21 protein-coding genes are annotated in these 21,524 nt (G+C 44.0%); 3 read left to right on the plus strand and 18 right to left on the minus strand.

What is annotated here, in order from left to right; translation table 11 throughout:
• Positions 1–19: 19 nt before the first annotated feature.
• The 15 genes from nadA to aspS form a co-directional block, all read right to left on the minus strand.
• The gene (nadA, locus tag OCU56_RS07840) at positions 20–1,081 is read right to left on the minus strand and encodes a quinolinate synthase NadA (RefSeq protein WP_261872679.1); all 1,062 of its coding nucleotides are present in this window, start codon (positions 1,079–1,081) and stop codon (positions 20–22) included.
• A 114-nt stretch (positions 1,082–1,195) separates the two neighbouring features.
• Positions 1,196–1,975, minus strand: coding sequence for a tol-pal system protein YbgF (gene ybgF, locus OCU56_RS07845; protein WP_261872680.1), 780 nt, complete (start codon positions 1,973–1,975; stop codon positions 1,196–1,198).
• A gap of 15 nt (positions 1,976–1,990) precedes the next feature.
• On the minus strand, positions 1,991–2,566 hold the full coding sequence (gene pal, locus OCU56_RS07850) for a peptidoglycan-associated lipoprotein Pal (protein ID WP_261872681.1): 576 nt from the start codon (positions 2,564–2,566) through the stop codon (positions 1,991–1,993).
• A gap of 36 nt (positions 2,567–2,602) precedes the next feature.
• Positions 2,603–3,952 carry a Tol-Pal system beta propeller repeat protein TolB gene (gene tolB / locus OCU56_RS07855; protein ID WP_261872682.1) on the minus strand — a complete coding sequence of 450 codons (1,350 nt, stop codon included), beginning with the start codon at positions 3,950–3,952 and terminating at the stop codon, positions 2,603–2,605.
• A gap of 10 nt (positions 3,953–3,962) precedes the next feature.
• Positions 3,963–5,018: a cell envelope integrity protein TolA gene (gene tolA / locus OCU56_RS07860; RefSeq protein WP_261872683.1), complete on the minus strand. Its 1,056-nt coding sequence runs from the start codon at positions 5,016–5,018 to the stop codon at positions 3,963–3,965.
• 13 nt (positions 5,019–5,031) lie between these two features.
• Positions 5,032–5,475 carry a protein TolR gene (gene tolR / locus OCU56_RS07865; RefSeq protein WP_261872684.1) on the minus strand — a complete coding sequence of 148 codons (444 nt, stop codon included), beginning with the start codon at positions 5,473–5,475 and terminating at the stop codon, positions 5,032–5,034.
• 3 nt (positions 5,476–5,478) lie between these two features.
• Positions 5,479–6,162: a protein TolQ gene (gene tolQ, locus OCU56_RS07870; RefSeq protein ID WP_261872685.1), complete on the minus strand. Its 684-nt coding sequence runs from the start codon at positions 6,160–6,162 to the stop codon at positions 5,479–5,481.
• A 1-nt stretch (position 6,163) separates the two neighbouring features.
• Positions 6,164–6,574 (minus strand): tol-pal system-associated acyl-CoA thioesterase, encoded by a 411-nt coding sequence (ybgC, locus tag OCU56_RS07875; RefSeq protein ID WP_261872686.1) that lies wholly within the window; start codon positions 6,572–6,574, stop codon positions 6,164–6,166.
• Positions 6,575–6,820: 246 nt separating this feature from the next.
• Positions 6,821–6,931 carry a cytochrome bd-I oxidase subunit CydX gene (cydX, locus tag OCU56_RS07880; protein WP_017027641.1) on the minus strand — a complete coding sequence of 37 codons (111 nt, stop codon included), beginning with the start codon at positions 6,929–6,931 and terminating at the stop codon, positions 6,821–6,823.
• A gap of 13 nt (positions 6,932–6,944) precedes the next feature.
• On the minus strand, positions 6,945–8,081 hold the full coding sequence (gene cydB, locus OCU56_RS07885) for a cytochrome d ubiquinol oxidase subunit II (protein ID WP_261872687.1): 1,137 nt from the start codon (positions 8,079–8,081) through the stop codon (positions 6,945–6,947).
• Between the two features lie 14 nt (positions 8,082–8,095).
• Positions 8,096–9,685 (minus strand): cytochrome ubiquinol oxidase subunit I, encoded by a 1,590-nt coding sequence (cydA, locus tag OCU56_RS07890; protein WP_261872688.1) that lies wholly within the window; start codon positions 9,683–9,685, stop codon positions 8,096–8,098.
• 343 nt (positions 9,686–10,028) lie between these two features.
• Positions 10,029–11,039 carry a Holliday junction branch migration DNA helicase RuvB gene (ruvB, locus tag OCU56_RS07895; protein WP_261872689.1) on the minus strand — a complete coding sequence of 337 codons (1,011 nt, stop codon included), beginning with the start codon at positions 11,037–11,039 and terminating at the stop codon, positions 10,029–10,031.
• A gap of 3 nt (positions 11,040–11,042) precedes the next feature.
• On the minus strand, positions 11,043–11,657 hold the full coding sequence (gene ruvA, locus OCU56_RS07900; RefSeq protein WP_261872690.1) for a Holliday junction branch migration protein RuvA: 615 nt from the start codon (positions 11,655–11,657) through the stop codon (positions 11,043–11,045).
• 155 nt (positions 11,658–11,812) lie between these two features.
• A complete protein-coding gene (ruvC, locus tag OCU56_RS07905) occupies positions 11,813–12,334 on the minus strand; it encodes a crossover junction endodeoxyribonuclease RuvC (RefSeq protein ID WP_261872691.1) in 522 nt (173 codons plus the stop codon).
• Positions 12,335–12,403: 69 nt separating this feature from the next.
• A complete protein-coding gene (gene aspS, locus OCU56_RS07910) occupies positions 12,404–14,179 on the minus strand; it encodes an aspartate--tRNA ligase (RefSeq protein WP_261872692.1) in 1,776 nt (591 codons plus the stop codon).
• 267 nt (positions 14,180–14,446) lie between these two features.
• Between aspS and cmoA the strand changes: the two genes are divergently transcribed.
• On the plus strand, positions 14,447–15,172 hold the full coding sequence (gene cmoA / locus OCU56_RS07915; protein WP_261872693.1) for a carboxy-S-adenosyl-L-methionine synthase CmoA: 726 nt from the start codon (positions 14,447–14,449) through the stop codon (positions 15,170–15,172).
• Positions 15,173–15,844: 672 nt separating this feature from the next.
• Here cmoA and torA read toward each other — a convergent pair.
• The 3 genes from torA to torE are packed head-to-tail and all read right to left on the minus strand — an operon-like array spanning position 15,845 to position 19,729.
• Positions 15,845–18,310, minus strand: a complete 2,466-nt coding sequence (gene torA, locus OCU56_RS07920; RefSeq protein WP_261872694.1) for a trimethylamine-N-oxide reductase TorA — start codon at positions 18,308–18,310, stop codon at positions 15,845–15,847.
• A 19-nt stretch (positions 18,311–18,329) separates the two neighbouring features.
• Positions 18,330–19,514 carry a pentaheme c-type cytochrome TorC gene (torC, locus tag OCU56_RS07925; RefSeq protein WP_261872695.1) on the minus strand — a complete coding sequence of 395 codons (1,185 nt, stop codon included), beginning with the start codon at positions 19,512–19,514 and terminating at the stop codon, positions 18,330–18,332.
• A 38-nt stretch (positions 19,515–19,552) separates the two neighbouring features.
• Complete coding sequence (gene torE / locus OCU56_RS07930; RefSeq protein ID WP_261872696.1) at positions 19,553–19,729, minus strand: trimethylamine N-oxide reductase system protein TorE; 177 nt, start codon at positions 19,727–19,729, stop codon at positions 19,553–19,555.
• A 466-nt stretch (positions 19,730–20,195) separates the two neighbouring features.
• On the opposite strand from torE, the gene OCU56_RS07935 reads away from it, so the two are divergent.
• Both OCU56_RS07935 and OCU56_RS07940 read left to right on the plus strand, forming a co-directional pair.
• Positions 20,196–20,429, plus strand: a complete 234-nt coding sequence (locus OCU56_RS07935; RefSeq protein ID WP_261872697.1) for a TIGR02647 family protein — start codon at positions 20,196–20,198, stop codon at positions 20,427–20,429.
• 1 nt (position 20,430) lies between these two features.
• Complete coding sequence (locus OCU56_RS07940) at positions 20,431–21,276, plus strand: NAD-dependent epimerase/dehydratase family protein (protein WP_261872698.1); 846 nt, start codon at positions 20,431–20,433, stop codon at positions 21,274–21,276.
• Positions 21,277–21,524: the final 248 nt, after the last annotated feature.

Below are 21,524 nucleotides of genomic sequence, written 5' to 3' on the forward strand. Positions count from 1 at the left end.
TAAAAAGCAATGTATAAAATTACGCGTTGCCTTTTACTTTTATGTTTAATTGCTCAGCAAAATCTAACATGCGATTGAGTGGAATGAGTGACTTAACTCGTACACTTTCATCGACAAATATCTCGTGCTCGGCTCCGCCTTCGGCTAATGCTGATTCAATGGCTTTAAGGCCGTTCATGGCCATCCACGGGCAATGAGCACAGCTGCGACAAGTGGCACCTGCACCGGCTGTTGGGGCTTCGATAAGCTCTTTTTCTGGCACTAACTGCTGCATCTTAAAGAAGATGCCTTTATCCGTTGCCACTATCAGTTTACTTTGCTTGAGTGTTTTTGCCGCTTTGATAAGTTGGCTGGTTGAGCCTACCGCATCGGCCAGTTCGACTACGCTTGCGGGTGATTCTGGATGCACCAAAATCGCCGCGTCTGGGTAGACTGCTTTCATGTCGCGAAGCGCCTTGGCGGAGAACTCATCGTGTACGACACACTCACCGTTCCAAAGTAGCATGTCAGCGCCTGTTTGATTGGCGATGTAAGAACCTAAATGACGGTCTGGGCCCCAGATAATGGGTGTGCCTTCTGCGTCTAGGTGCTCAACAATTTCTAATGCGATACTGGATGTCACAACCCAATCGGCGCGCGCTTTTACTGCCGCTGATGTGTTGGCGTAGACCACAACAGTATGGTCCGGGTGTTCATCGCAAAATTGACTAAATTCTTGTTCTGGACAACCGAGGTCAAGAGAACATTCGGCGGCTAATGTCGGCATTAAAATGGTTTTTTCTGGTGTCAGAATTTTGGCTGACTCCCCCATAAAACGTACCCCTGCAATGATCAATGTTTTTGCAGGATGACGATTACCGAACTTGGCCATTTCTAGGGAATCACCGACAAAACCACCGGTCTCTTCAGCTAAGGCTTGGATCTCAGGATCGGTGTAGTAATGGGCAATCAAAACCGCATCTTTTTGTTGTAGAAGGGTTTTTATGCTCCCCTTGTAAGCCTGTTTCTGCTCATCGCTCAGTGGTACAGGTTTAGGTGGGAATGGGTAAATTGTTGGTGCTGTTTCTAATATTTGGCTCATTGCAATACTCGGCAACTTCCTTTAACTTCGGGCATTGTACACTGCTTTGAGTGCGCTTGCCAAAAGCAAAAAGCTCAACCATTAGCTGGCGAGCTTTTCCATTACTTATGGTGATTATTTCAGCTTCTGCAGTTTTTCTTTTGCTAAGCTTGCAGATGCGCTGTTTGGGTACTCATCTACCGCCTGCTGAAAATATTTTTTCGCGGCTGGATTACTGTTATTTCGCACAGCAATATCCCCTAACTTCACTAACGCATCGGCGCGTTTGTTCGAGTCTTTGTAAGAGACCACTGTGGCAAATGCTTTAGCAGCTTCTACATCTTTCTTCTGCGTAAAATAGATCTGTCCTAGCCAGTAATTCGCATTCGCAGAAAAAACTGAGTCGGGGAAATCTTTTTTGAATTGCTCAAGAGCCACTGTCGCTGCATCGAAATCTTTCTTTTTCAAGACCAGAGCAACAGCACTGTCATACGCCTGTTGTTCGTCTTGATTTGAGGAATAGTGACCCGTAGTAGCTAGTGCGGTGTCTTGGGCGGGTGTTTTTTTAATGTTTGCAAGTTCTGAACGAATACGATCTAGCTCGATAAACAAGTCTTTTTGTCGTTCAACAAGCTGGTCTCTTTCGTGATTGCTTCTTTCTAGCTGACCACGTAACTCACTAAGATCCATCGACAATTCATCGACTTGTTGCTGCAAATTTGCTTGTACTCGATTACTGTTTTTTAGCAGACGTTCCAGTTTAGCTGTGTGCGCTTCAGGGGTCACTGTTGTAGGTTTTGAAGCTACAGTGCTACTTGAATTGAGATCAGATACTGGAGCGGGTGCGGCGAATGTAAAACTCGCCGCACTTGCTAGTAACGTAAACGCAACTACTCGCTTGTAGTTACTGTTCATGTTTACTTCCTAGAATTAGTAAACTAAAACTGCACGACGGTTTTTCGCGTACGCTTCTTCAGTTTGACCAAGTTGTAGAGGTTTCTCTTCACCATAACTTACGATAGTGATTTGGTCAGCTTGAACACCTGACGCTTGTAGGTAGTTAGATACTGCGTTAGCACGACGTTCGCCTAGAGCGATGTTGTATTCAGGCGTACCGCGTTCATCAGCGTGACCTTCGATAGACACTTTAACGTCTGGGTTTTCACTTAGGAATTTAGCGTGAGCCGATAGCATTTCTTCGTACTCAGAGCTGATGTTTGAGTTGTCGTAAGCAAAGTAAAGCGTTGTGTTTTCACGTAGTGCTTTTTCTGCTACTTCACGCTCTTCAGCAAGTTTTTGCTCTTCAGTCATAGGTGATACAACTGTAGTTTCTGATGACGCATCAGTTGTTGTTGTGCCACTGTTAGGATCAATTGGCGCTGTTTGAGATTGCTGGTTTGTTTGAGCATCAATCGGATCAGTTGCATCATCCGTAGAGCTACAAGCTGTAACAGCAAGAATAGGAAGTGCGATTAGCAGCCCTTTAAGTACTTTATTAAGTTGCATTATTAAATTTTCCTTATTGTATAAAAAGTAACGTTTTTACAAAAACGGAGACCAAGCAGGAGCTCTTACGCGCCCATTAGTAGTTGGTAGTCTGGCTTTAAACCGTCCATCGATAGAAACCATCGATAATACATTGTTTTTATTATACATCGAGCTGTATATCACCATTCCTCCATTTGGAGCTATGCTTGGAGACTCGTCGAGCAGTGTTTTAGTTAACACTTGCACAGCACCTGTCTCCAAATCCTGTTTTGCCAAGTTAAATCCTGACGATGACTGATTCACCATAATCATGAAGCGTCCGTCTGGAGTAATTTGACCACCCAAATTTTGGTTTCCTTGCCAAGTTAATCTCTTTGTTGCTCCACTTGCTAAATTTACTTGATAAATCTGAGGCTTACCACCCCTATCAGAAGTGAATATTAGAGATTTTCCATCTGGATTCCAAAACGGTTCGGTATTGTTAGCTCGGCCATGAGTCACTTGTTTGAGCTTTCTCGTCGCCAAATCCATAGTGTACACCTGCAAACTGCCCGTTTTTGACAAGACTAATGCCAAAGACTTACCGTCGGGAGAGAAAATAGGCGCACCATTATGGCGAGGGAACGAGGTGAGCTTCTCTCTCTTACCGGTGTAAATGTTCATTAAGAAGATTTCAGCATGACCACTTTGGAAGCTCACATAAGCTAACTGGCGGCCATCCGGTGACCATGAAGGGGACATTAATGGCTGTTTAGAACGCAAGACTAAGCGCTCGTTGTATCCATCGTAATCTGCAATTCTAAGTTGATAAGGGTATTTGTCTTTATCGCTGACGACCACATACGCAATGCGGGTTAAAAAGGCGCCGCGCTCCCCCGTCAGTTGTTTATACACTAGATCAGAAATGCGATGTGCGTATTCACGCAGACGAGGCCCAGGAACCGTAGCTTGTTTATTAAATAGAATATGATCTTTTGACAGCACTAACTGGCCACCTTGCAAAGACTTAGACTGCCCTTTAGTCAAGGCGCCGCGCACAACATCAATTAATTGATACTGAACTTTGTATTTGCCATTGCCCGCATCGGTGATAGTCCCTGTAAGCAAGGAATCCACCCCCATCGCTGTCCACGCCGAGTAATTCACATCCTTATCTTGGTAAGGGGTTTGTGGCATTTGACTGATGGCCACAGGACTAAACTTGCCACTGCGTTGTAAATCGGAAGCAATAACGGCCGACACATCATGAGGGAGTTTCCCCGGTCCATCCCATTTAAAAGGGACTATGCCGATTGGGCGAGCCGAGTTCACCCCTTCTGTAATGACAAGCTCTAGTGATGCATGAGCAAAAGTTACGCTCAAACTGCACATTATAACTAAACTAGTAAGTAATCGTTTAATCACCAGGTATTCCTTATTCAGGTGCAAAAGTTAAGTTAATATTTTTCAATTTTTCAATCACAGCTTTGTCTTTCGGTAGTGGGAAACTCGCCACTTTAGATACCGCCAATTTTGCCGCACGACAAAGAGCGTTATCTCCAGAAAGGGTTTTTATGTCACTGACAATAAAACTGGAACCTGTGCTGAGCAAACGTAAATTAACTCTGCAGTTTTTCCCTTTATACGAGTCCTCTACCAGCAACTCTCGTTGAATCATTTGTTTGTACACTTCGCCCATTCGTGACACTTCATCAGTAATGGCGCGATTGCGTGCGCTAGAGTTACTTTCAGCCTCAGCGGAAAGCCCAGAGAAAATATCGTTTAATGCGGCTTCTTTCTCTTTACGCTCTCGCTCTAATTGCGCTAAGCGAGCTTTCTCTTTTTTGGCCTTTTCTGCCGCTTCGGCGGCGGCCTTTTGCTCCGCTAGCTTTTGTTGCTCGGCTTTACGGGCTTTTTCAGCAGCTGCTTTGGCGGCTTTTTCTTTGGCAACACGATCTGCTTCGGCTTTAGCTGCTTTTTGCTTTGCCAACTGCGCCGCTTTTGCTTTTGCAGCTCGCTGTGCTTCCGCCTTGGCCGCTTTCGCTTTAGCGACTTTGGCCTGTTGCTCTTTTTCCTTTCTTTGCTGCTCTGCAACTTTGGCCCGTTGCTCTTCTTCTTTACGCTGTTTTTCTTTTAGCTTTCGGTGTTGCTCCGCTTGGCGCGCTTTCTTTTCTGCTTGCGCTTTTTGTTCCGCTAAGCGTCGAATACGTTGCTCTTCAGCCTTGCGATTTTTTTCAAGTTGCTCACTTTGCTCACGCAACTTACGAACGCGTTCTTTTTCTGCGTTAGCGGATGCTTGACGTTGCTCTCTTATTTGTTTCGCTTGCTGTTGAATTACATTGGGGTCAATGATCACCGCCTCAACCATTTTTGGCTTAGGCTGAGGTTTTGACATATTAAATTTAGTGCCCCAAATCAAAGCAATAACCAACACTAAATGGATGGCAAGTGATATGGCTAGCGATTTAATGAACTTCTTATCTTGTTTCATTGGCTATTGGACTCTATTCCTTGATGTCCGTTAACAGGCCAACCTTGGCAATACCTGCTTGACTTAATTCATCCAAAACCAACACTACATCCGCGTATGAAGTCGCAGCATCACCACCAACAGCCACGGGTGAGTCAGGAGATATCGCTCGCTCAGCTTTCACACGCACTATGACGTCTTCTAGACTCATTCCTCGTTGCATATCTTCATCGTTGACACTTAAGCCCAGTTCACCTTTTGCATTAATTTCAATGATAATGAAACTTGCTTGGCTATCTCCGGCCATTTCTGAAGCGGGCGTAGCACTGTGTGTTTTTGGTAATTCAACATCCACACCTTGGGTGATAAATGGCGAGGTCACCATAAAGATAATCAATAACACCAACATGACATCAATGTAAGGTACCACATTAATTTCCGCGGTGAGTTTGCGTTTTTTTGGTTGATAACCCGCCATTATTTAGTTCCTTTCACTCATCGCTTGACGGTGAAGAATGGCATGAAACTCTTCTGAGAAGGTGGCGTAAGAGTGTTCTAACTTACCTACTCGGTTACTCAATCGGTTGTAAAACATCACCGCTGGAATCGCGGCAAATAAGCCCATTGCCGTAGCAATCAAGGCTTCGGCAATACCCGGCGCTACCATTGCTAATGTTGCTTGTTTCACTTGGCCTAATGCGATAAAGGCATGCATGATCCCCCACACGGTACCAAACAAACCAATATAAGGACTGATTGAGCCGACAGTGGCCAAAAATGGCAAGTTGGTCTCAAGGTTATCCACTTCTTTAGCTACCGAGACACGCATAGCACGGCCGGTGCCTTCCATAATAAAATCGGGAGAACTGGCATTGGTGCGACGAAGGCGCGCAAACTCAGTAAAACCTGAATAAAAAATTTCTTCAATGCCGGTTAAACTTTCTTTACGAGCTTTTACTTCTTGATAAAGTTTTCCCAGATCTTTGCCTGACCAAAACTTATCTTCAAAACGTTCCGTATGAGCATACGCCCCTGAAATAACTTTACTGCGGCTAATAATCATGGCCCAAGAGGCCACCGACATTCCGACCAAAGTAAGCATTACCAACTGCACTAATAAGCTGGCGTGTAAAATAAGATCAATAAAATTGATATCTGCGGACACTTTACGATAACTCCGTGATCATGAAACTGGGTATGGCCTGAGGCCTCATTTTTGCGGTATGAATACATGCTACCTTAACCATAGCTTTGCACAATACTCTGCCGTCTAGATTGACTATCTCTTGACAAAAATCGAGAGAAGCACGCTTTAATTGAGAGATATGTGTGAGAACTGTCAGCTGTTGGTCGAGTTTTGCACCTTGCAAAAAATCGATGTCCATATGCCGAACCACAAAACCTAACTGCTGTTGCAATAACATCTCTTGGGAGACGCCAATACTTCTTAACATTTCAGTGCGCGCACGCTCAAAATAGTTAAGGTAGTTTGAATGATAAACAATACCGCCAGCGTCCGTATCTTCGTAATAAATACGTATTGGCCAACGAAACTGTTTTGTTTGGTCTTGTGACATTACCTAACACCCTGATCTCTTTGCTTGTAATATACACAATGTATCCCTTTATTATTTCTGTAACACGTTTTTTTTGATGTAAGCACCACTTTCTTACTCTAAGTGACTAAAATTTGACTCACATCGCAACATTTATTAACAAATTCAGGGTTATGCATAGCTAACAATTGCTTAATTATCCAAGTATAGGTCGAAAAAAGGCCGCAGTAGGATTACCACTGCGGCCTTATTAGATAAACGCCAGACTTAGTCTTGCTTATCTTGATCCATCATTTCTGTATGCTCAAGCCATAGAGCATTGATGATGCCGAAAGCACAAGCTAGCAACACACCTAATATCCAAGCAAAATACCACATATCTTGTCCCTTATTAGTAAAGTGAATTCTTGTTTTCTTCAATGAATTTATCATCTAAACGGCCAAACATTTTATAGTAAGACCAACTGGTGTAAGCCAAGATGATAGGCACCATGACAAAGGCCACGCCTGTCATAATATTCAGTGTTAGTTCACTGGATGTTGAATCCCACATAGTTAAGCTATGCGCAGGATTTAAGCTAGAAGGCATAACGAATGGGAACATCGCCAAGCCTGCGGTAAAGATAATGCCAGCACTGCCTACACTTGAGCAGAAAAAGGCAAAGCCACCCTTTTCAAAGCGAGAGGCAATCAATGCCAATAATGGCATAGCAACACCTAATGCAGGCGCTATCCAAAATGCTGGGTATTGGGCAAAGTTCTTTAACCAAGCACCGGTTTCCACGATGACGTCTTTATTTAGCGGGTTCGATGCCGCTGCGTGATCAATTTGGCTAGTGATCACATAACCGTCTAAACCTTTTACCCAGAAGCCACCCATCACAAACAGTATTGCGGTGGTTAAACCTGTGATCTGAGCGACTAGGCGAGCACGAGCATGCACGTCTGATGTGGTCTTCATTTGTAACCAAGTTGACCCTTGCAACACAATCATTGACAGGCTTACAAAACCACACAGTAAGGCAAATGGATTAAGCAGAGCAAAGAAACTGCCATGGTAACTTGGCATCATGAACTCGTTGAGCTGAAACGGCAGTCCTTGCAGTAAGTTACCAAATGCCACACCAAAAATAATAGGTGGAACGAAACCACTGATAGAAATACAAATATCCCAAGCGTTACGCCATTTTGGCTCTTCAATTTTTGAACGATAATCCAAACCTAGAGGGCGCAACCATAAGGCGGCCAAAGTTAAAATCATCGCAAAATAGAAACCAGAAAACGACGTGGCATACACAAGAGGCCAAGCGGCAAAGAGTGCGCCACCTGCCGTAATCAACCAAACTTGGTTACCATCCCAGTGCGGTGCAATGGTGTTGATCATTACACGGCGCTCGTTATCGGTTTTACCGATGACAGGTACTAGCGCACCTACCCCCATATCAAACCCATCAGTGACTGCAAAGCCGACAAATAATACGCCGATCAGTAGCCACCATATAAATCTTAAAACTTCGTAATCAAACATAATTACACTCCCTATTACGCTTCAACTTGGCGACCGATTTTTGCTTTCGCTTCATCGTCGTTATCTTGTTCAAAGTGGTAGCGACCGGTTTTTAGGCTACTTGGTCCTTTACGAGCAAATTTCACCATCAGGTATACTTCTGCAATCAAGAATACGGTATACAGTGCTAAAATTGCGGCCAGCGATGCCCATAGTTGTCCAATGGTCAATGCTGAGGCGGCCACATGCACCGGTAAAATTTCACCTACCGCCCATGGTTGTCGTCCAAACTCGGCCACGAACCAACCGGCTTCGATGGCAATCCATGGCAATGGGATACTCAATAGTGCGGCTTTAAGTAACCAAGGTTTCTGCTCGATTTTTTGACGACAGGTTTGTAGGAATGCCATGCCAAATACGAATAGCATTACAAATCCACATGCGACCATTAGGCGGAAAGACCAAAACAGAGGCCATACCGTTGGAATGGAATCGTCAGCGGCTGCTTGAATTTGCGTTTCGGTGGCATCCACCACTTTATCTGTATAACGCTTCAGTAGCAGGCCGTAACCCAGATCGTGTTTCACTTCATCAAATGCGGCAACATTGGCATCAGAGCGATCCCCTGAGCGCAGTTTCTCTAGCAGTTCATAAGCAAACATACCGTTACGAATACGATCTACATGTTCTTCACGAAGATCACGTAGGCCCGTAACTTGTGTGTCTGTAGAACGCGTAGCAACAATACCCATCACGTATGGGATTTTGATGGCGTAATCCGTTTCCATTGTTTCTTGGTTAGGGATACCAAATGCGGTAAATGCGGCAGGTGCTGGCTCGGTATGCCATTCGGCTTCAATAGCGGCAAGCTTCACTTTCTGTACATCACCTAACTCATAACCGGATTCGTCACCCAGTACGATAACAGAAAGGATCGCGGCCATACCAAACGAAGCGGCTATAGCAAATGAACGACGTGCGAAGGCTACATCACGACCTTTTAATAGGTAGTATGAACTGATACCTAAGACAAACATCGCGCCTGTTGTATAGCCTGATGCTACCGTGTGCACAAATTTAACTTGAGCCACAGGGTTAAAGATCACTTCAGAGAAGCTGACCATTTCCATACGCATGGTTTCAAAGTTAAATTCTGCACCAACGGGATGTTGCATCCAACCGTTTGCAATAAGAATCCACAATGCGGAGAAGTTTGAACCAAGAGCCACTAACCAAGTTACCGCCAAATGCTGGCGCTTGGACAGTCTGTCCCAGCCAAAGAAGAATAGACCAACAAATGTTGATTCTAAGAAGAAGGCGACCAAGGCTTCAATTGCCAGTGGTGCACCAAAAATATCACCCACGTAGTGCGAGTAGTAAGCCCAGTTTGTTCCGAATTGGAACTCCATGGTAAGGCCTGTTGCTACACCTAGGGCAAAGTTAATGCCAAATAGCTTACCCCAGAACTTAGTCATATCTTTATAAATCTGTTTGCCTGTCATCACGTAAACGGATTCCATAATGGCAAGTAAGAAAGCAAGACCTAAAGTTAGTGGTACAAACAGGAAGTGGTACATTGCTGTCAACGCGAATTGCAATCGCGACAGATCAACGACGTCTATCATAAGAACTCCTTGGGTGTCTTCCTCGACACTGGTTCAACCTAAAAGCGCAAAGTTAAAAATAAGTACAGGATGTTAAAAGTTGGTGATTTTTATTAATCTCACGATGCGTCGCGGTTAATCACTCGTTAAGTATCCTCTAATATACTCGGCAGGTATCTTATCGGTTTAAGCGCTTAGTTTCAAAGGCTTTATTTGAGAAAGTTTCCTTGATTTGAATCAAGAATAATGAATTGATATCGTTCTTATATTGAGCGGAATAGAAGTGAAATGTGACCAAAGTTAACTATATTTGGGCTTTATTGTCGTACAAATAAAAGGGCCATTACAGCCCCTTAACAATTCTTTAATTTTTTAGATCGAAGCCAAAATGCAAATAAGCACGATCTGTAACAATTCGACCCCGCGGAGTTCTTTGCAAATATCCTTGCTGGATCAAATAAGGCTCTAGGACATCTTCAATGGTGTCTTTTTCTTCACCTATGGCCGCCGCCATATTATCTAAGCCCACCGGACCACCATTAAATTTTTCAATAATGGCCAATAATAATTTTCTGTCCATATAATCAAAGCCCAGACTGTCGACATCGAGCATATCCAATGCTTTATCAGCAATATCTGAATTAATATGCCCATCCCCTTTCACTTCGGCATAATCTCGTACGCGTCTTAAAAGGCGGTTAGCAATACGTGGCGTTCCGCGAGCACGTCTAGCCACTTCTAATGCCCCCGCTTGTTCCATAGATAAATTGAGACAATCGGCACTGCGTTGCACTATGTGTTGTAAGTCTTCAACTTTGTAATACTCTAAACGCTGCGTGATACCAAAGCGATCACGCAGTGGTGAGGTCAGTGAACCTGCGCGGGTGGTGGCGCCAATTAAGGTAAAAGGAGGTAAGTCTATTTTGATAGAGCGCGCCGCAGGCCCTTCACCTATCATAATGTCCAGTTGGTAATCTTCCATTGCCGGATACAAGACTTCTTCTACCATTGGGCTAAGACGATGGATCTCATCAATAAACAGAACGTCATTTTCTTCGAGGTTGGTTAACAGCGCCGCTAAATCCCCCGCTTTTTCAAGCACAGGGCCTGATGTGGTGCGAATATTGACGCCCATTTCATTGGCCACAATATTTGCTAAAGTGGTCTTACCTAGCCCTGGTGGCCCAAAAATAAGCAGGTGGTCTAAGGCTTCGTTGCGCATTTGCGCAGCCTTAATAAAGATTTCCATCTGTCCACGAACATGGTCCTGACCGCGATAGTCTGCCAGCTTTTTCGGCCTTATGGCTCTATCTATGGCTTCTTCATCCTTAAAAATAGGATTATCAGGAGCGATCAGTCGGTCTGCTTCAATCATCAATTACACCATAGCTCTTAAGGCTTCTTTTATTAGCGATTCACTGCTCATACCAGGCTTGGCAATTTGCGAAATGGCTTTAGAGGCCATTGCGGGTTTGTACCCTAGAGCAAGTAACGCACTGACGGCTTCATCTATGGCACTTTCATCACTAGAAAGCCCATTATTAAGCGGCGCGGCATCGGTGGCTGGGGTAAATAAATCCCCTGCGCCCCAACCTTTTAAGCGGTCTTTCATTTCAACAACAAGACGTTCGGCGGTTTTTTTACCTACCCCCGGTAGTTTCACCAGTGTTGAAATGTCTTCGTTTTCCACACAACTAACAAACTGAGACGCCGTCATGCCAGACAAGATACCTAAACCCAGTTTTGGACCTACCCCATTGGCTTTAATCACTTCTCGAAAAAGTGCTCGCTCACTGACACTATTAAAACCATACAGCAACTGCGCATCCTCGCGGACGACAAAATGAGTATAGATAATGGCTTCTTGGCCTGTCTCTGGTAATTCATAGAAACAGCTCATTGGCATTTGTACTTCATAGCCAACACCAGCCACTTCAATGAGTAATTCTGGTGGCTGTTTTTCGATAAGGGTTCCACGTAGGCGTCCGATCACGGTTTTTGTTCCAATAGCTGATTGCAATGTTAGTGATAATAATAAATAACTGGACGGATAGCCAGTATTTCACCAAGGACAAGCCGCTTAACGAGACAAAGCGGAGAAAATGTAATCATTGCACAATCACAGGCCAGTTTGAGTGCTCGCTGTTATTAACGGTAACGCCCTCTGCGCGCTGATGTAGCCTTTCCTGCCAAGGCAATCAATGTTTTGTTGGTGTTGGCATGGCATATAGCGACCCCCAGAGCATCCGCTGCATCCGCTTGAGGTTTTGCTGGGAGTTTTAGCATTTGTTGCACCATATGCTGAACTTGCGCTTTGTCCGCCCCACCTGTGCCTACCACCGCTTGTTTAATTAATCGAGCGGCGTATTCGTGCACGGGGAGATCCGCATTAACTGCGGCCACAATGGCACTGCCTCTGGCTTGGCCTAGCTTTAATGCTGAATCGGCATTTTTCGACATAAACACTTGTTCAATGGCAAAAACCTCCGGCTGAAACTGCGTAATGATTTCACTGACTCCGGCGTAGATCTGCTTTAATCTACCAGGAAGCTCTTTTTCAGACATGCGAATACAGCCACTACCTAAATAGTGTAGGTGCCTGCCATTTTGTCGAATGACCCCGTAGCCGGTAATTCTCGACCCCGGATCAATACCTAAAATAATCGTCATTAATCTTGCTACCCCTTAAACAAAAACTCCCGCCATAATAGCGGGAGTTGATATCAATCACGACGGATGTTATTCACTGTCTTTTTTAGCCAGTTTAACCGCAATAGATAATTCTTCTAGTGACGCTGGATTAGCAAGGCTAGGAGCATCGGTCAACAAACAAGAAGCATTAGTGGTTTTAGGGAAGGCGATCACGTCGCGAATGTTCTCTGTACCACAAAGCAACATCACCAAGCGATCTAAACCAAAGGCAAGACCGGCGTGAGGTGGTGTACCGTATTTTAGAGCTTCAAGTAAGAAACCAAATTTCAGTTGTTGCTCTTTGGCATCAATACCCAAAATATCAAACACTGCTGCTTGCATTTCAGCATTATGAATACGAACTGAACCACCGCCCACTTCATAGCCATTGATAACCATATCGTAAGCGTTTGAATTTACTTTGGCAGGGTTCTCTTTAAGCTGTTGCGCTGTCACATCTAAAGGTGAAGTGAATGGATGGTGCATGGCGTGTAAGTTGCCTTCGCCATCTTCTTCAAACATTGGGAAGTCCACAACCCACAGTGGTTTCCAAGCGGCCAGATCGGTCAATTCAAGATCGTCACCCACTTTCAGGCGTAGTGCACCTAATGCTTCTGCCACAACGTTTGCTTTGTCTGCGCCAAATAAAATAATATCGCCTGTTTGTGCGTTAGTACGCTCAAGAATACCATTTATGATGTCGGCACTTAGGAATTTAGCCACTGGAGATTGAACGCCTTCTGCACCCGCTGCGCGATCGTTCACTTTCATCCATGCCAAACCTTTCGCACCGTAGATACCAACAAATTCAGCATAACCATCAATTTGTTTACGGCTTAATTTAGCACCACCAGGAACACAAAGTACCGCTACACGGCCTTTTTCATCATTTGCAGGGCCTGAGAATACTTTAAACTCAACTTCTTTTACGATGTCTGCAACATCAACAAGCTCTAGCGGGTTACGTAGATCGGGTTTATCTGAACCAAAGCGGCGAATGGCTTCGCTAAATGGCATAACAGGGAACTCACCAAGATCTACATTAAGTAACTCTAACCACATGTCGTGAACCATTTTTTCAGTGGTTGCACGTACTTGGTCAGCACTCATAAATGAGGTTTCGATATCGATTTGTGTAAATTCTGGTTGGCGGTCAGCACGCAAATCTTCATCACGGAAACATTTCACGATTTGGTAGTAACGGTCAAAACCAGACATCATCAACAATTGTTTAAATAGCTGTGGTGATTGTGGTAATGCGTAAAAACTGCCTTTATGTACACGGCTCGGTACTAGGTAATCACGAGCACCTTCTGGGGTCGCTTTCGTCAATACTGGCGTTTCAATGTCTAAGAAACCGTTGTCATCAAGGAAACGACGGACAAAGCTTGATGCTTTAGCACGTAATTTAATACGGTCGCTCATTTCAGGACGACGCAAGTCCAAGTAACGGTATTTAAGACGTTGTTCTTCAGAGTTCTTTTGATTGAAGTCCAGTGGTAAAACATCAGCACGGTTGATAATTTCAAGACCGGTGGCAATCAGTTCTACTTCACCCGTTGCCATATCTTTATTCACTTGGCTATCTGGGCGAACACGCACTTCACCCGTCAACTTGATGCAAAACTCATTACGCAGTTGGTTTGCCACTTCATATGCTTCGGCCATATCTGGGTCAACAACGACTTGAACGATACCTTCACGATCTCGCATGTCGATAAAAATAAGACCACCTAAATCACGGCGACGGTTTACCCAACCGCAAAGTTCTACAGTTTGTCCTGCTAGGGACTTGTTCAGTTGACCACAATAATGGCTACGCATATTGAATTTCCCGACTATTTTCTAATTACTAATAAGGTTCTATCGAGCGAATAAGATCTCGACGCAATTAACCGATATTTATACGCGCAAATAGCTTTAAAATCGACACTCAATGCAACTTTTTATGCGCTTTACGGTGGCTTTGCTCTGTTTTTGAGCAAGGGAAGCAAAAAATGGCGGGTTGAAGTGGAATTGAGCTGGATTAATGACAGTTCGCACGCTTTTCTCTAAACTTAGTTAAGTCATTACCTACACAGCAAGATCCCAATGAGCACAGATAACATTTTTTCCGCCCCAATTGAAAAAATTGGTGACTTTACTTTTGATGAGCGCGTGGCCGAAGTATTTCCCGATATGATTCAACGTTCCGTTCCCGGATACAGCAATATTATATCGGCCATTGGTATGCTCGCTGAGCGTTTTGCCACTGATGGGTCAAATCTGTACGACCTTGGTTGCTCGCTTGGTGCGGCTACATTATCTATGCGCCGCAATATCACCGCGAATAACTGCAACATCATTGCCGTGGATAACTCGGCTGCCATGGTGGAGCGCTGTAAATTGCACATTAACGCGTATAAAGCCAATACACCGGTGGATATTCGTGAAGCGGATATTAGACACATTGATATTAACAATGCCTCTGTGGTTGTTCTGAACTTTACTTTGCAATTTTTATCACCGGATGACAGACAAACCTTACTTGAAAAAATTTATGCCGGATTACAGCCCGGTGGCATCCTTATTTTATCCGAAAAGTTTATTTTTGATGACGCGAGCGCCCATCAACTGCTGATAGATCTGCATCATGACTTCAAGCGAGCTAATGGTTACAGCGAACTGGAAATTAGCCAAAAGCGCAGTGCCATTGAAAATGTAATGCTGCCCGATACTATCGATATTCACAAACAGCGATTTGCTGACATTGGATTTAGTAGCAGTGAAGTGTGGTTCCAATGTTTTAACTTTGGCTCCATGTTTGCCATTAAATAACTCAGACTATGGTTCTTGCACACTGAACTCCCCTGATATTGGCTGTATCCAGAAAATTATAAAACGGCATGTGCGTGAATACGCTTAAGCAAAAATACAATCCGCATTGCATTATGCAATTGCAAATTGCATAATGGTTATTTCCTATAATTATAAACCTTATATAACAAAGGTTTTAAGGCGTGATTACAAAGTTGGCATAGATACTGCATTAACTTTAGTGATCCTTTTAAGCCAAGGATCACCTAGCCAACTGACGTTGTTAGTGAACGAAGTTTTGTTCACAAGAATATAAGCCGATCGCACATTTTAGTGGTCGGCTTTTTTTTTGTCTATTCATTGCCACTATGGTTATATCAACCACAGTAATTAAGTGGACAGAAATAGTGCAGGAAAAACACTTAACAACAAGGCTATTTGTGATAAGTCGTTGTTCTACATTTATAAATTACAAGGCCGTTATCAAGTGTTTTAACACGTTGAATGATCCGTTAATTACTACGGTTATGGCTTTACCTTACCTGCCCTTTGTTACAGTTCGGTATATCAGTTTCAATATAACTTCATTACATAAAAAAAAAAACCGCCAAACTTTTTGACGGTTTCCTAGATTAAGATTTACTCATCACAGTAAGCAATAGCCTGAAATCGCATAACGCAACAGACATGATGTTAAGAGACCTCTATCGGTCCACCAAAAGAGGTCACCGGTGGTACCTCCCCCTTAAACTTCTCAATATCCACTAAACAAGTATTCGCTGAGGTGGCCTGGGCCAATTCAGAAGAAGGGATATCTTGGGTAAGGGTATTAGGATCGCCATAGGTATCAATTGCGCCAACTTTCTCATTGAGCGGGCCATACCAAGCCCCCTCTTCAATTCGAATCACGCCCTGAGGGTAATGATCACTGATCACTGCCCCTGCAAGCAACTGCCCTCGTTGATTGAAGACGCGGATAAGATCCCCCTCTTTAATCCCTTTTGCTTTGGCATCTTTTGGATTCAAATAACAAGGCTCTCTCCCCTGCACCGCATAGGTGGCGCGGAACTCTTCTGACTCACACATTTGTGAGTGAAGGCGCTTGTCTGGGTGACAAGATTGTAACCAGAACGGATGTTTATCTGAGCCAGGACCCCCGTGAGAGCGTTCCGATTTTTCAAACCACATTGGGTGCTCTTGACAATGTTCATAGCCATAGCGACCAATGGTGCGACTGGTGATCTCAATAAAGCCCGATGGCGTGCCCAAGGCGCTGATCTCGGGATCTTCCCGAAAATCCGCATGACGCGTCCAAGGTTTGCCTTTGCCAAAGTCCAAAAAGCCTTTTTCCCAAAACTCTTCAAACTCGGGTAATTTAAAGGAAGCGTTGGCCGCTTTACAATCATTGTAAAGGTGCTTAACCCACTCCATTTCCGACATTCCACGAGTGTAGTCTTTATCTCTGCCCCAGCGAGCGGTCAACTCTGTCATGATGTCAAAATCGGTTTTCGACTGGAACAGTGGGTCAACCAACTTGTGCATTGCCACTAAGCCTCGACCAGAATAGGCACCGTAACCATCAATATCATTACGTTCAAACTGGGTACATGCCGGTAGCACAATGTCTGAGAAGCGACAGGTGGCATTCCACGCAAAATCTATAGTCACTAAGGTTTGCAGGTTTTTAAACGCCGCTTTCATATTGTTGCGATCTTGATGGTGATGCCAAGGATTATTACCGCTGACCACCATCATTTTAAAGGCTGGTAATGTCACCTCTTTACCGTTGGCTTGGATCTTTTTACCTGGCTCTTTTAGGCAGTCAATCCAGCGCGCCACGGGAATGACACTGCTGTACTCTTTAAAATCGGTATTGGTGTACTTAGGTGACTGACCGGTATCAATGTTAAGTGGGTAGGACCCCGGTGCGCCAAAGCCCGTTGAAGGAACCCCAATACCAGAATAATGGTGACCATAGGACACACCACCACCGGGCAAGCCTATTTGACCTATCATAGCGGCCAATACAGCCCCCATCCAATAGGGTTGCTCACCGTGTTGTTGGCGCTGAATACACCAACCAAACAGAATTTGCGTTCTGCCACTCACCAACATACGAGCAAACTCACGGATTTTATCCGCGGGTACCCCACAAATTTCAGCGGCCCATTCGGGTGTTTTTTCTACTTTATCTTTGGATTCACCCATTAAATAAGGGACAAACTCTTTATAGCCTAAGCAGTACAGATCCATGAACTTTTTGTCATACAGTTCTTCTTTATGCAGGGTATGCGCGATACCCAGCATAAACGCCACATCTGTTTGAGGGTTCACATATAGGTGTTCATTGCCTAAATATTGCTGAGTTTTATTTTTAACTGGGTCTACAGAAATAACATTGATTTTTTTGCTGGCGACTTTCGCTTTTAATTGCTCTAAATACTCAAAGGACTCATGGGTTTCACACGTCCAACCTACTTGAAGGTTTTTAACAGGATCATTGGCCCATATAATGATGTTGTCACTGTTTTCTAAGATGAGCTCCCAAGAAGTACCTTGCGCATACACCTCAGTTGAACCCAACACATAAGGTAAAATAGTTTGTCCCGCCCCCGTTGAGTAATCCCCAACTTTTTTCACCGAATGTCCATGCAAGCCAATTGCGCGCTGCATATGGTTATTACAACTGTGCATTTGCCCTGTTTGACGCCATCCCGTTTGACCTGCATGTAATGCCCAAGGGCCGTAATCTTTTTGTACTCGCTCTAATTCACGATAGAAAAGATCAAGAGCTTCATCCCAAGTTACACGCACAAAACGGTTGTTACCTCGAGTTTCTGTGGAGTATTTATGTTTCTTTAACCAATCTAATCGCACCATAGGGTAACGCACACGTGAGGGACTATAGATAATCCCTTTGATCCCATTGAGCATCTCTGTAGGGTGCTTATCTACCTCTAACGGTTTAATTTCTTGCACCTTTCCTGCCCAAATTCGAGCTCTAAATGCCCCCCAGTGTGAGCCTGATGTTTTCCAAACCCCTTCGGCTTGTGCTGTGGCATTAGCGGAAGTTGAGACCAACAAACTAGGACCGATAACCGAGGCGGCGGCACCGGATGCCCCTAAACCTTTGAGAAAGCTTCTTCTTGATAATGACATTATTTCTCTCCGTGCCGAATTAGTGAGATTGGTCTGCAAAATCAGACGAGTGTTTTTGTAGGTACTTTAAGACCAAGGCTTCACTGTCTCTATCGAGATTAACGAAGGCTGACATACCATTAAACATACCGGGCCACGCATTGGCGGTAAAATGAGCCGGTGCTGGTTGGGTATGACATGTGGAACAGTTAACGGTATAAGACTCACCGGCCTTCTTCCAAATTGCCTCGTAGCCTTCAACTAATGCTTCTGGTTTCATCCACACTTTTGCTACGACTCGGCTCCACGGTAATCCCGTGAGTTCATCTTCTTTTTCTTCAAAGCTTTGTACTATGGCATCATTTTGCGCAGACTCTTTAAGTAGCGAGCCTACAGGGATGTTCATACCAAAATCTTCTTGGATCACACGACCAAACCCTTTGTCCTTACGCCAGCCAGAAATTTCCACTTGCAGCGCCGTTTTGGTCACTTTAAGCACTTTAATTTCTGATGCTGGATTCAGAAGTCCTGCCTCTACGGTCAGTTTTTCATCTTCATAAACCGGTAAGTGACGGACAGAGACATAAGAGGCATCTTTAGCGTAAGAGGTGGAGTGGGCGATCTGCTCTAATTCACCTATCATGCCACCGGAGGAGTCCATATTTTTCGGTAAGTTATGAGCGATACCTTTATGACAATCAAGACAGCTTTGATCGCGCTCTGCTGCATGTTTCATTTGGATGCGCGCCGTTGGAGACATGGCTTCAAAGTCCATTGAATCGTATTGGTGACAGTTTTTACATTCTAAAGACTTGTTGGCAGAAAAGCGGTTCCATTCATGGCGGGCTAATTCAAAGCGACGGGCTTCAAACTTCTCTGGAGTGCCTAAATCGCCAAAAATTTGTGCATACACTTCTTTTGACGCCTGCATTTTCCTAGCTATTTTTGCAGTCCATTCATGGGGAACATGACAATCTGGACATGTGGCTCGAACCCCTGCATGGTTTTTCCAATGCACTGTGGTTTGCAACTCTTCATAGACGTTATCACGCATAGTGTGACAGCTAATACAAAACTCCTCTGTATTGGCCGCTTCTAATGCCGTATTAAATCCGCCCCAAAAGATCACCCCAGCGGTAAAACCGCCTAAGGTAAGCACCCCTAAGCTGATGTGTTTAGCAGGGCGACTCATGGTCGTCCATAGTTTAACAATTAGTGACTTCATATTGGTCTCGCTCATCCTATCCAAGATTTAATCCAAGTCTAACCATGACTTCCAGGGGGACCCCAAACGAACATTTGCAGCATCCAAACGGTAAAGCCATACCCGCCCACAAACATGACGCTCAAAATAGGAAAAAGTACCACGGCTATAAATAAAAACGCTTTCCACTCCAAGGAGCGCTTTTCCTCTTCATGGATAGTATTGATCTCACTCATACACTCTGCCTTGCTGAACATTGCCCATCACTACGTAAACGCAGCAAACCGATAATAATAATTTAGACCATATCCCTGATCTATCTAGGGAGAATGATAAAATGTTGCGCAAAGTACGCTTTTTTTGCTCAATATTTCGCCATTATCGCTCTCTAAAATGTTGCCTTTTTGAGCGATATGAGCGATTTTCATTTGCTGTTTGCATGGCAATGCCAGTTGGGAGGTTATCCACAATTATTGTGGATAAAAAGTGTAAACACACTGCTTGTATGGGATAGCGAAGAGTCAATGGTTTTTTTGGTTTTTTTCACTTAATAATGATATTTGTCATATTTAATAATTTTGCCCCTAGAGAATGGTGAACAATTGAACGCTCATCTGATAGAGGTAACGTTTTTAACAGCTATTTGTTGATTCACTTGCATTCAAGTTCTAATGTGATTGAAAACTATAAAAAGGAAGCAGCATGAAATTTGACCAACTCATCGTCGATGAACTTAACCTACTTTTACAATTCAATATGGACAGCACAGCCACTGGTATCAAAGTTCACAGTGACGCTGCACAAAGTACTCAACTTGCGGTTAAGGCTTTATTTGAAAAAGGGCTATGCACCCTTAGTGATGGCGGTTACCTAACCAATGAGGGTATCGCTATTGCCGAACGTGCCGATAAAATATTGAGAGCACTTAGCCACTAATATGGCCTCGATATTAATAGTAGGTGCCGGTTGGCTTGGTCGTCCTTTAGCCAAACAACTGAGCACCTTAGGCCATCAAGTTTCTGTCACCAACTCTCAGCAAAATAGCGTTTTACTCAGCCAGCAATATGGACTGCAATCTAGCCTAATTCAGTTACCTTTAACGCACTCCACCACTTTTTCAGCACTCATAAACTCATTAAATATCGACATCGTGATCGGTTGTATTACCCCAGGTTTTCGACGCCAACAAACACCTGACTGGGATAGCTATGCCAATAATTGGCAACAAATTTGTGATGGGGCGGCACGCGGTGGCGCTAAAAAAATAATTATGGTTAGCTCAACAGCGGTCTACCCTTCCATAGCAAAAGAGATGGTTGAACAAGATGCTCACTTTAATTTAGCGAGGGAGGATGTTCACTTTTCTCAGAAAAGTATCGCTCTGCTAAAAGCCGAACAAGTGGTGATGGATTGCGGGATCAATTTTGCGATCATTCGCTGTAGTGGTTTAGTGGATGACAAGCGCCACCCATCTCGATTTGTCTCTCGTCTCAAGTCCATAAGTACTCAGGCACCCGCGAACATGTTACACAAACGCGATGCTATTGGCTTTATTACCCTCGCTTTAGATGCAGTGAATCATCAGGTGGTGAATGTATCGACACCCAACACTTGCGATAAAGCGACGTTTTATACCGCCGCATTAAAAGAAAGTAAGGTCACACCTGCATCTAGCGTCGCTTTGCCTACAATTGTGCATACACCAGATAAAAAAATAGACAGTTCATTGTCCCAGCAACTAGGGTATCAATACCTGTACCAACACAGCCTAGACTTATTGTAATACCATCGCAGTAATTAATTAGAATTTTTGATTGTAGAATAACGACTTATCGAAAAATTCCCTCCTTGATTTCGAGCACTTTTCCTACGCTATTTCTGAACACTGACTTGGTGTGATTGATATAACTGATCATTCTAGCTTGTTAAAACAAAAAACCAGCCGTGAGCAAATTAATGCTATGACTGGTTTTTTAATATAACGTCACAGAAATAGGGTCATAGGAGTGTGCCCTTTCGAGCACAGATCAC

The organism is Vibrio rarus, from assembly GCF_024347075.1.
In the GTDB taxonomy this organism is placed as follows: Bacteria; Pseudomonadota; Gammaproteobacteria; order Enterobacterales; family Vibrionaceae; genus Vibrio; species Vibrio rarus.

Coding starts and splice junctions, on each gene's coding strand:
- nadA (WP_261872679.1), bottom strand. CDS start 1,081: ATGAGCCAAATATTAGAAACAGCACCAACAATTTACCCATTCCCACCT.
- ybgF (WP_261872680.1), bottom strand. CDS start 1,975: ATGAACAGTAACTACAAGCGAGTAGTTGCGTTTACGTTACTAGCAAGT.
- pal (WP_261872681.1), bottom strand. CDS start 2,566: ATGCAACTTAATAAAGTACTTAAAGGGCTGCTAATCGCACTTCCTATT.
- tolA (WP_261872683.1), bottom strand. CDS start 5,018: ATGAAACAAGATAAGAAGTTCATTAAATCGCTAGCCATATCACTTGCC.
- tolR (WP_261872684.1), bottom strand. CDS start 5,475: ATGGCGGGTTATCAACCAAAAAAACGCAAACTCACCGCGGAAATTAAT.
- ybgC (WP_261872686.1), bottom strand. CDS start 6,574: ATGTCACAAGACCAAACAAAACAGTTTCGTTGGCCAATACGTATTTAT.
- cydX (WP_017027641.1), bottom strand. CDS start 6,931: ATGTGGTATTTTGCTTGGATATTAGGTGTGTTGCTAGCTTGTGCTTTC.
- cydB (WP_261872687.1), bottom strand. CDS start 8,081: ATGTTTGATTACGAAGTTTTAAGATTTATATGGTGGCTACTGATCGGC.
- cydA (WP_261872688.1), bottom strand. CDS start 9,685: ATGATAGACGTCGTTGATCTGTCGCGATTGCAATTCGCGTTGACAGCA.
- ruvB (WP_261872689.1), bottom strand. CDS start 11,039: ATGATTGAAGCAGACCGACTGATCGCTCCTGATAATCCTATTTTTAAG.
- ruvC (WP_261872691.1), bottom strand. CDS start 12,334: ATGACGATTATTTTAGGTATTGATCCGGGGTCGAGAATTACCGGCTAC.
- aspS (WP_261872692.1), bottom strand. CDS start 14,179: ATGCGTAGCCATTATTGTGGTCAACTGAACAAGTCCCTAGCAGGACAA.
- cmoA (WP_261872693.1), top strand. CDS start 14,447: ATGAGCACAGATAACATTTTTTCCGCCCCAATTGAAAAAATTGGTGAC.
- torA (WP_261872694.1), bottom strand. CDS start 18,310: ATGTCATTATCAAGAAGAAGCTTTCTCAAAGGTTTAGGGGCATCCGGT.
- torC (WP_261872695.1), bottom strand. CDS start 19,514: ATGAAGTCACTAATTGTTAAACTATGGACGACCATGAGTCGCCCTGCT.
- torE (WP_261872696.1), bottom strand. CDS start 19,729: ATGAGTGAGATCAATACTATCCATGAAGAGGAAAAGCGCTCCTTGGAG.
- OCU56_RS07935 (WP_261872697.1), top strand. CDS start 20,196: ATGAAATTTGACCAACTCATCGTCGATGAACTTAACCTACTTTTACAA.
- OCU56_RS07940 (WP_261872698.1), top strand. CDS start 20,431: ATGGCCTCGATATTAATAGTAGGTGCCGGTTGGCTTGGTCGTCCTTTA.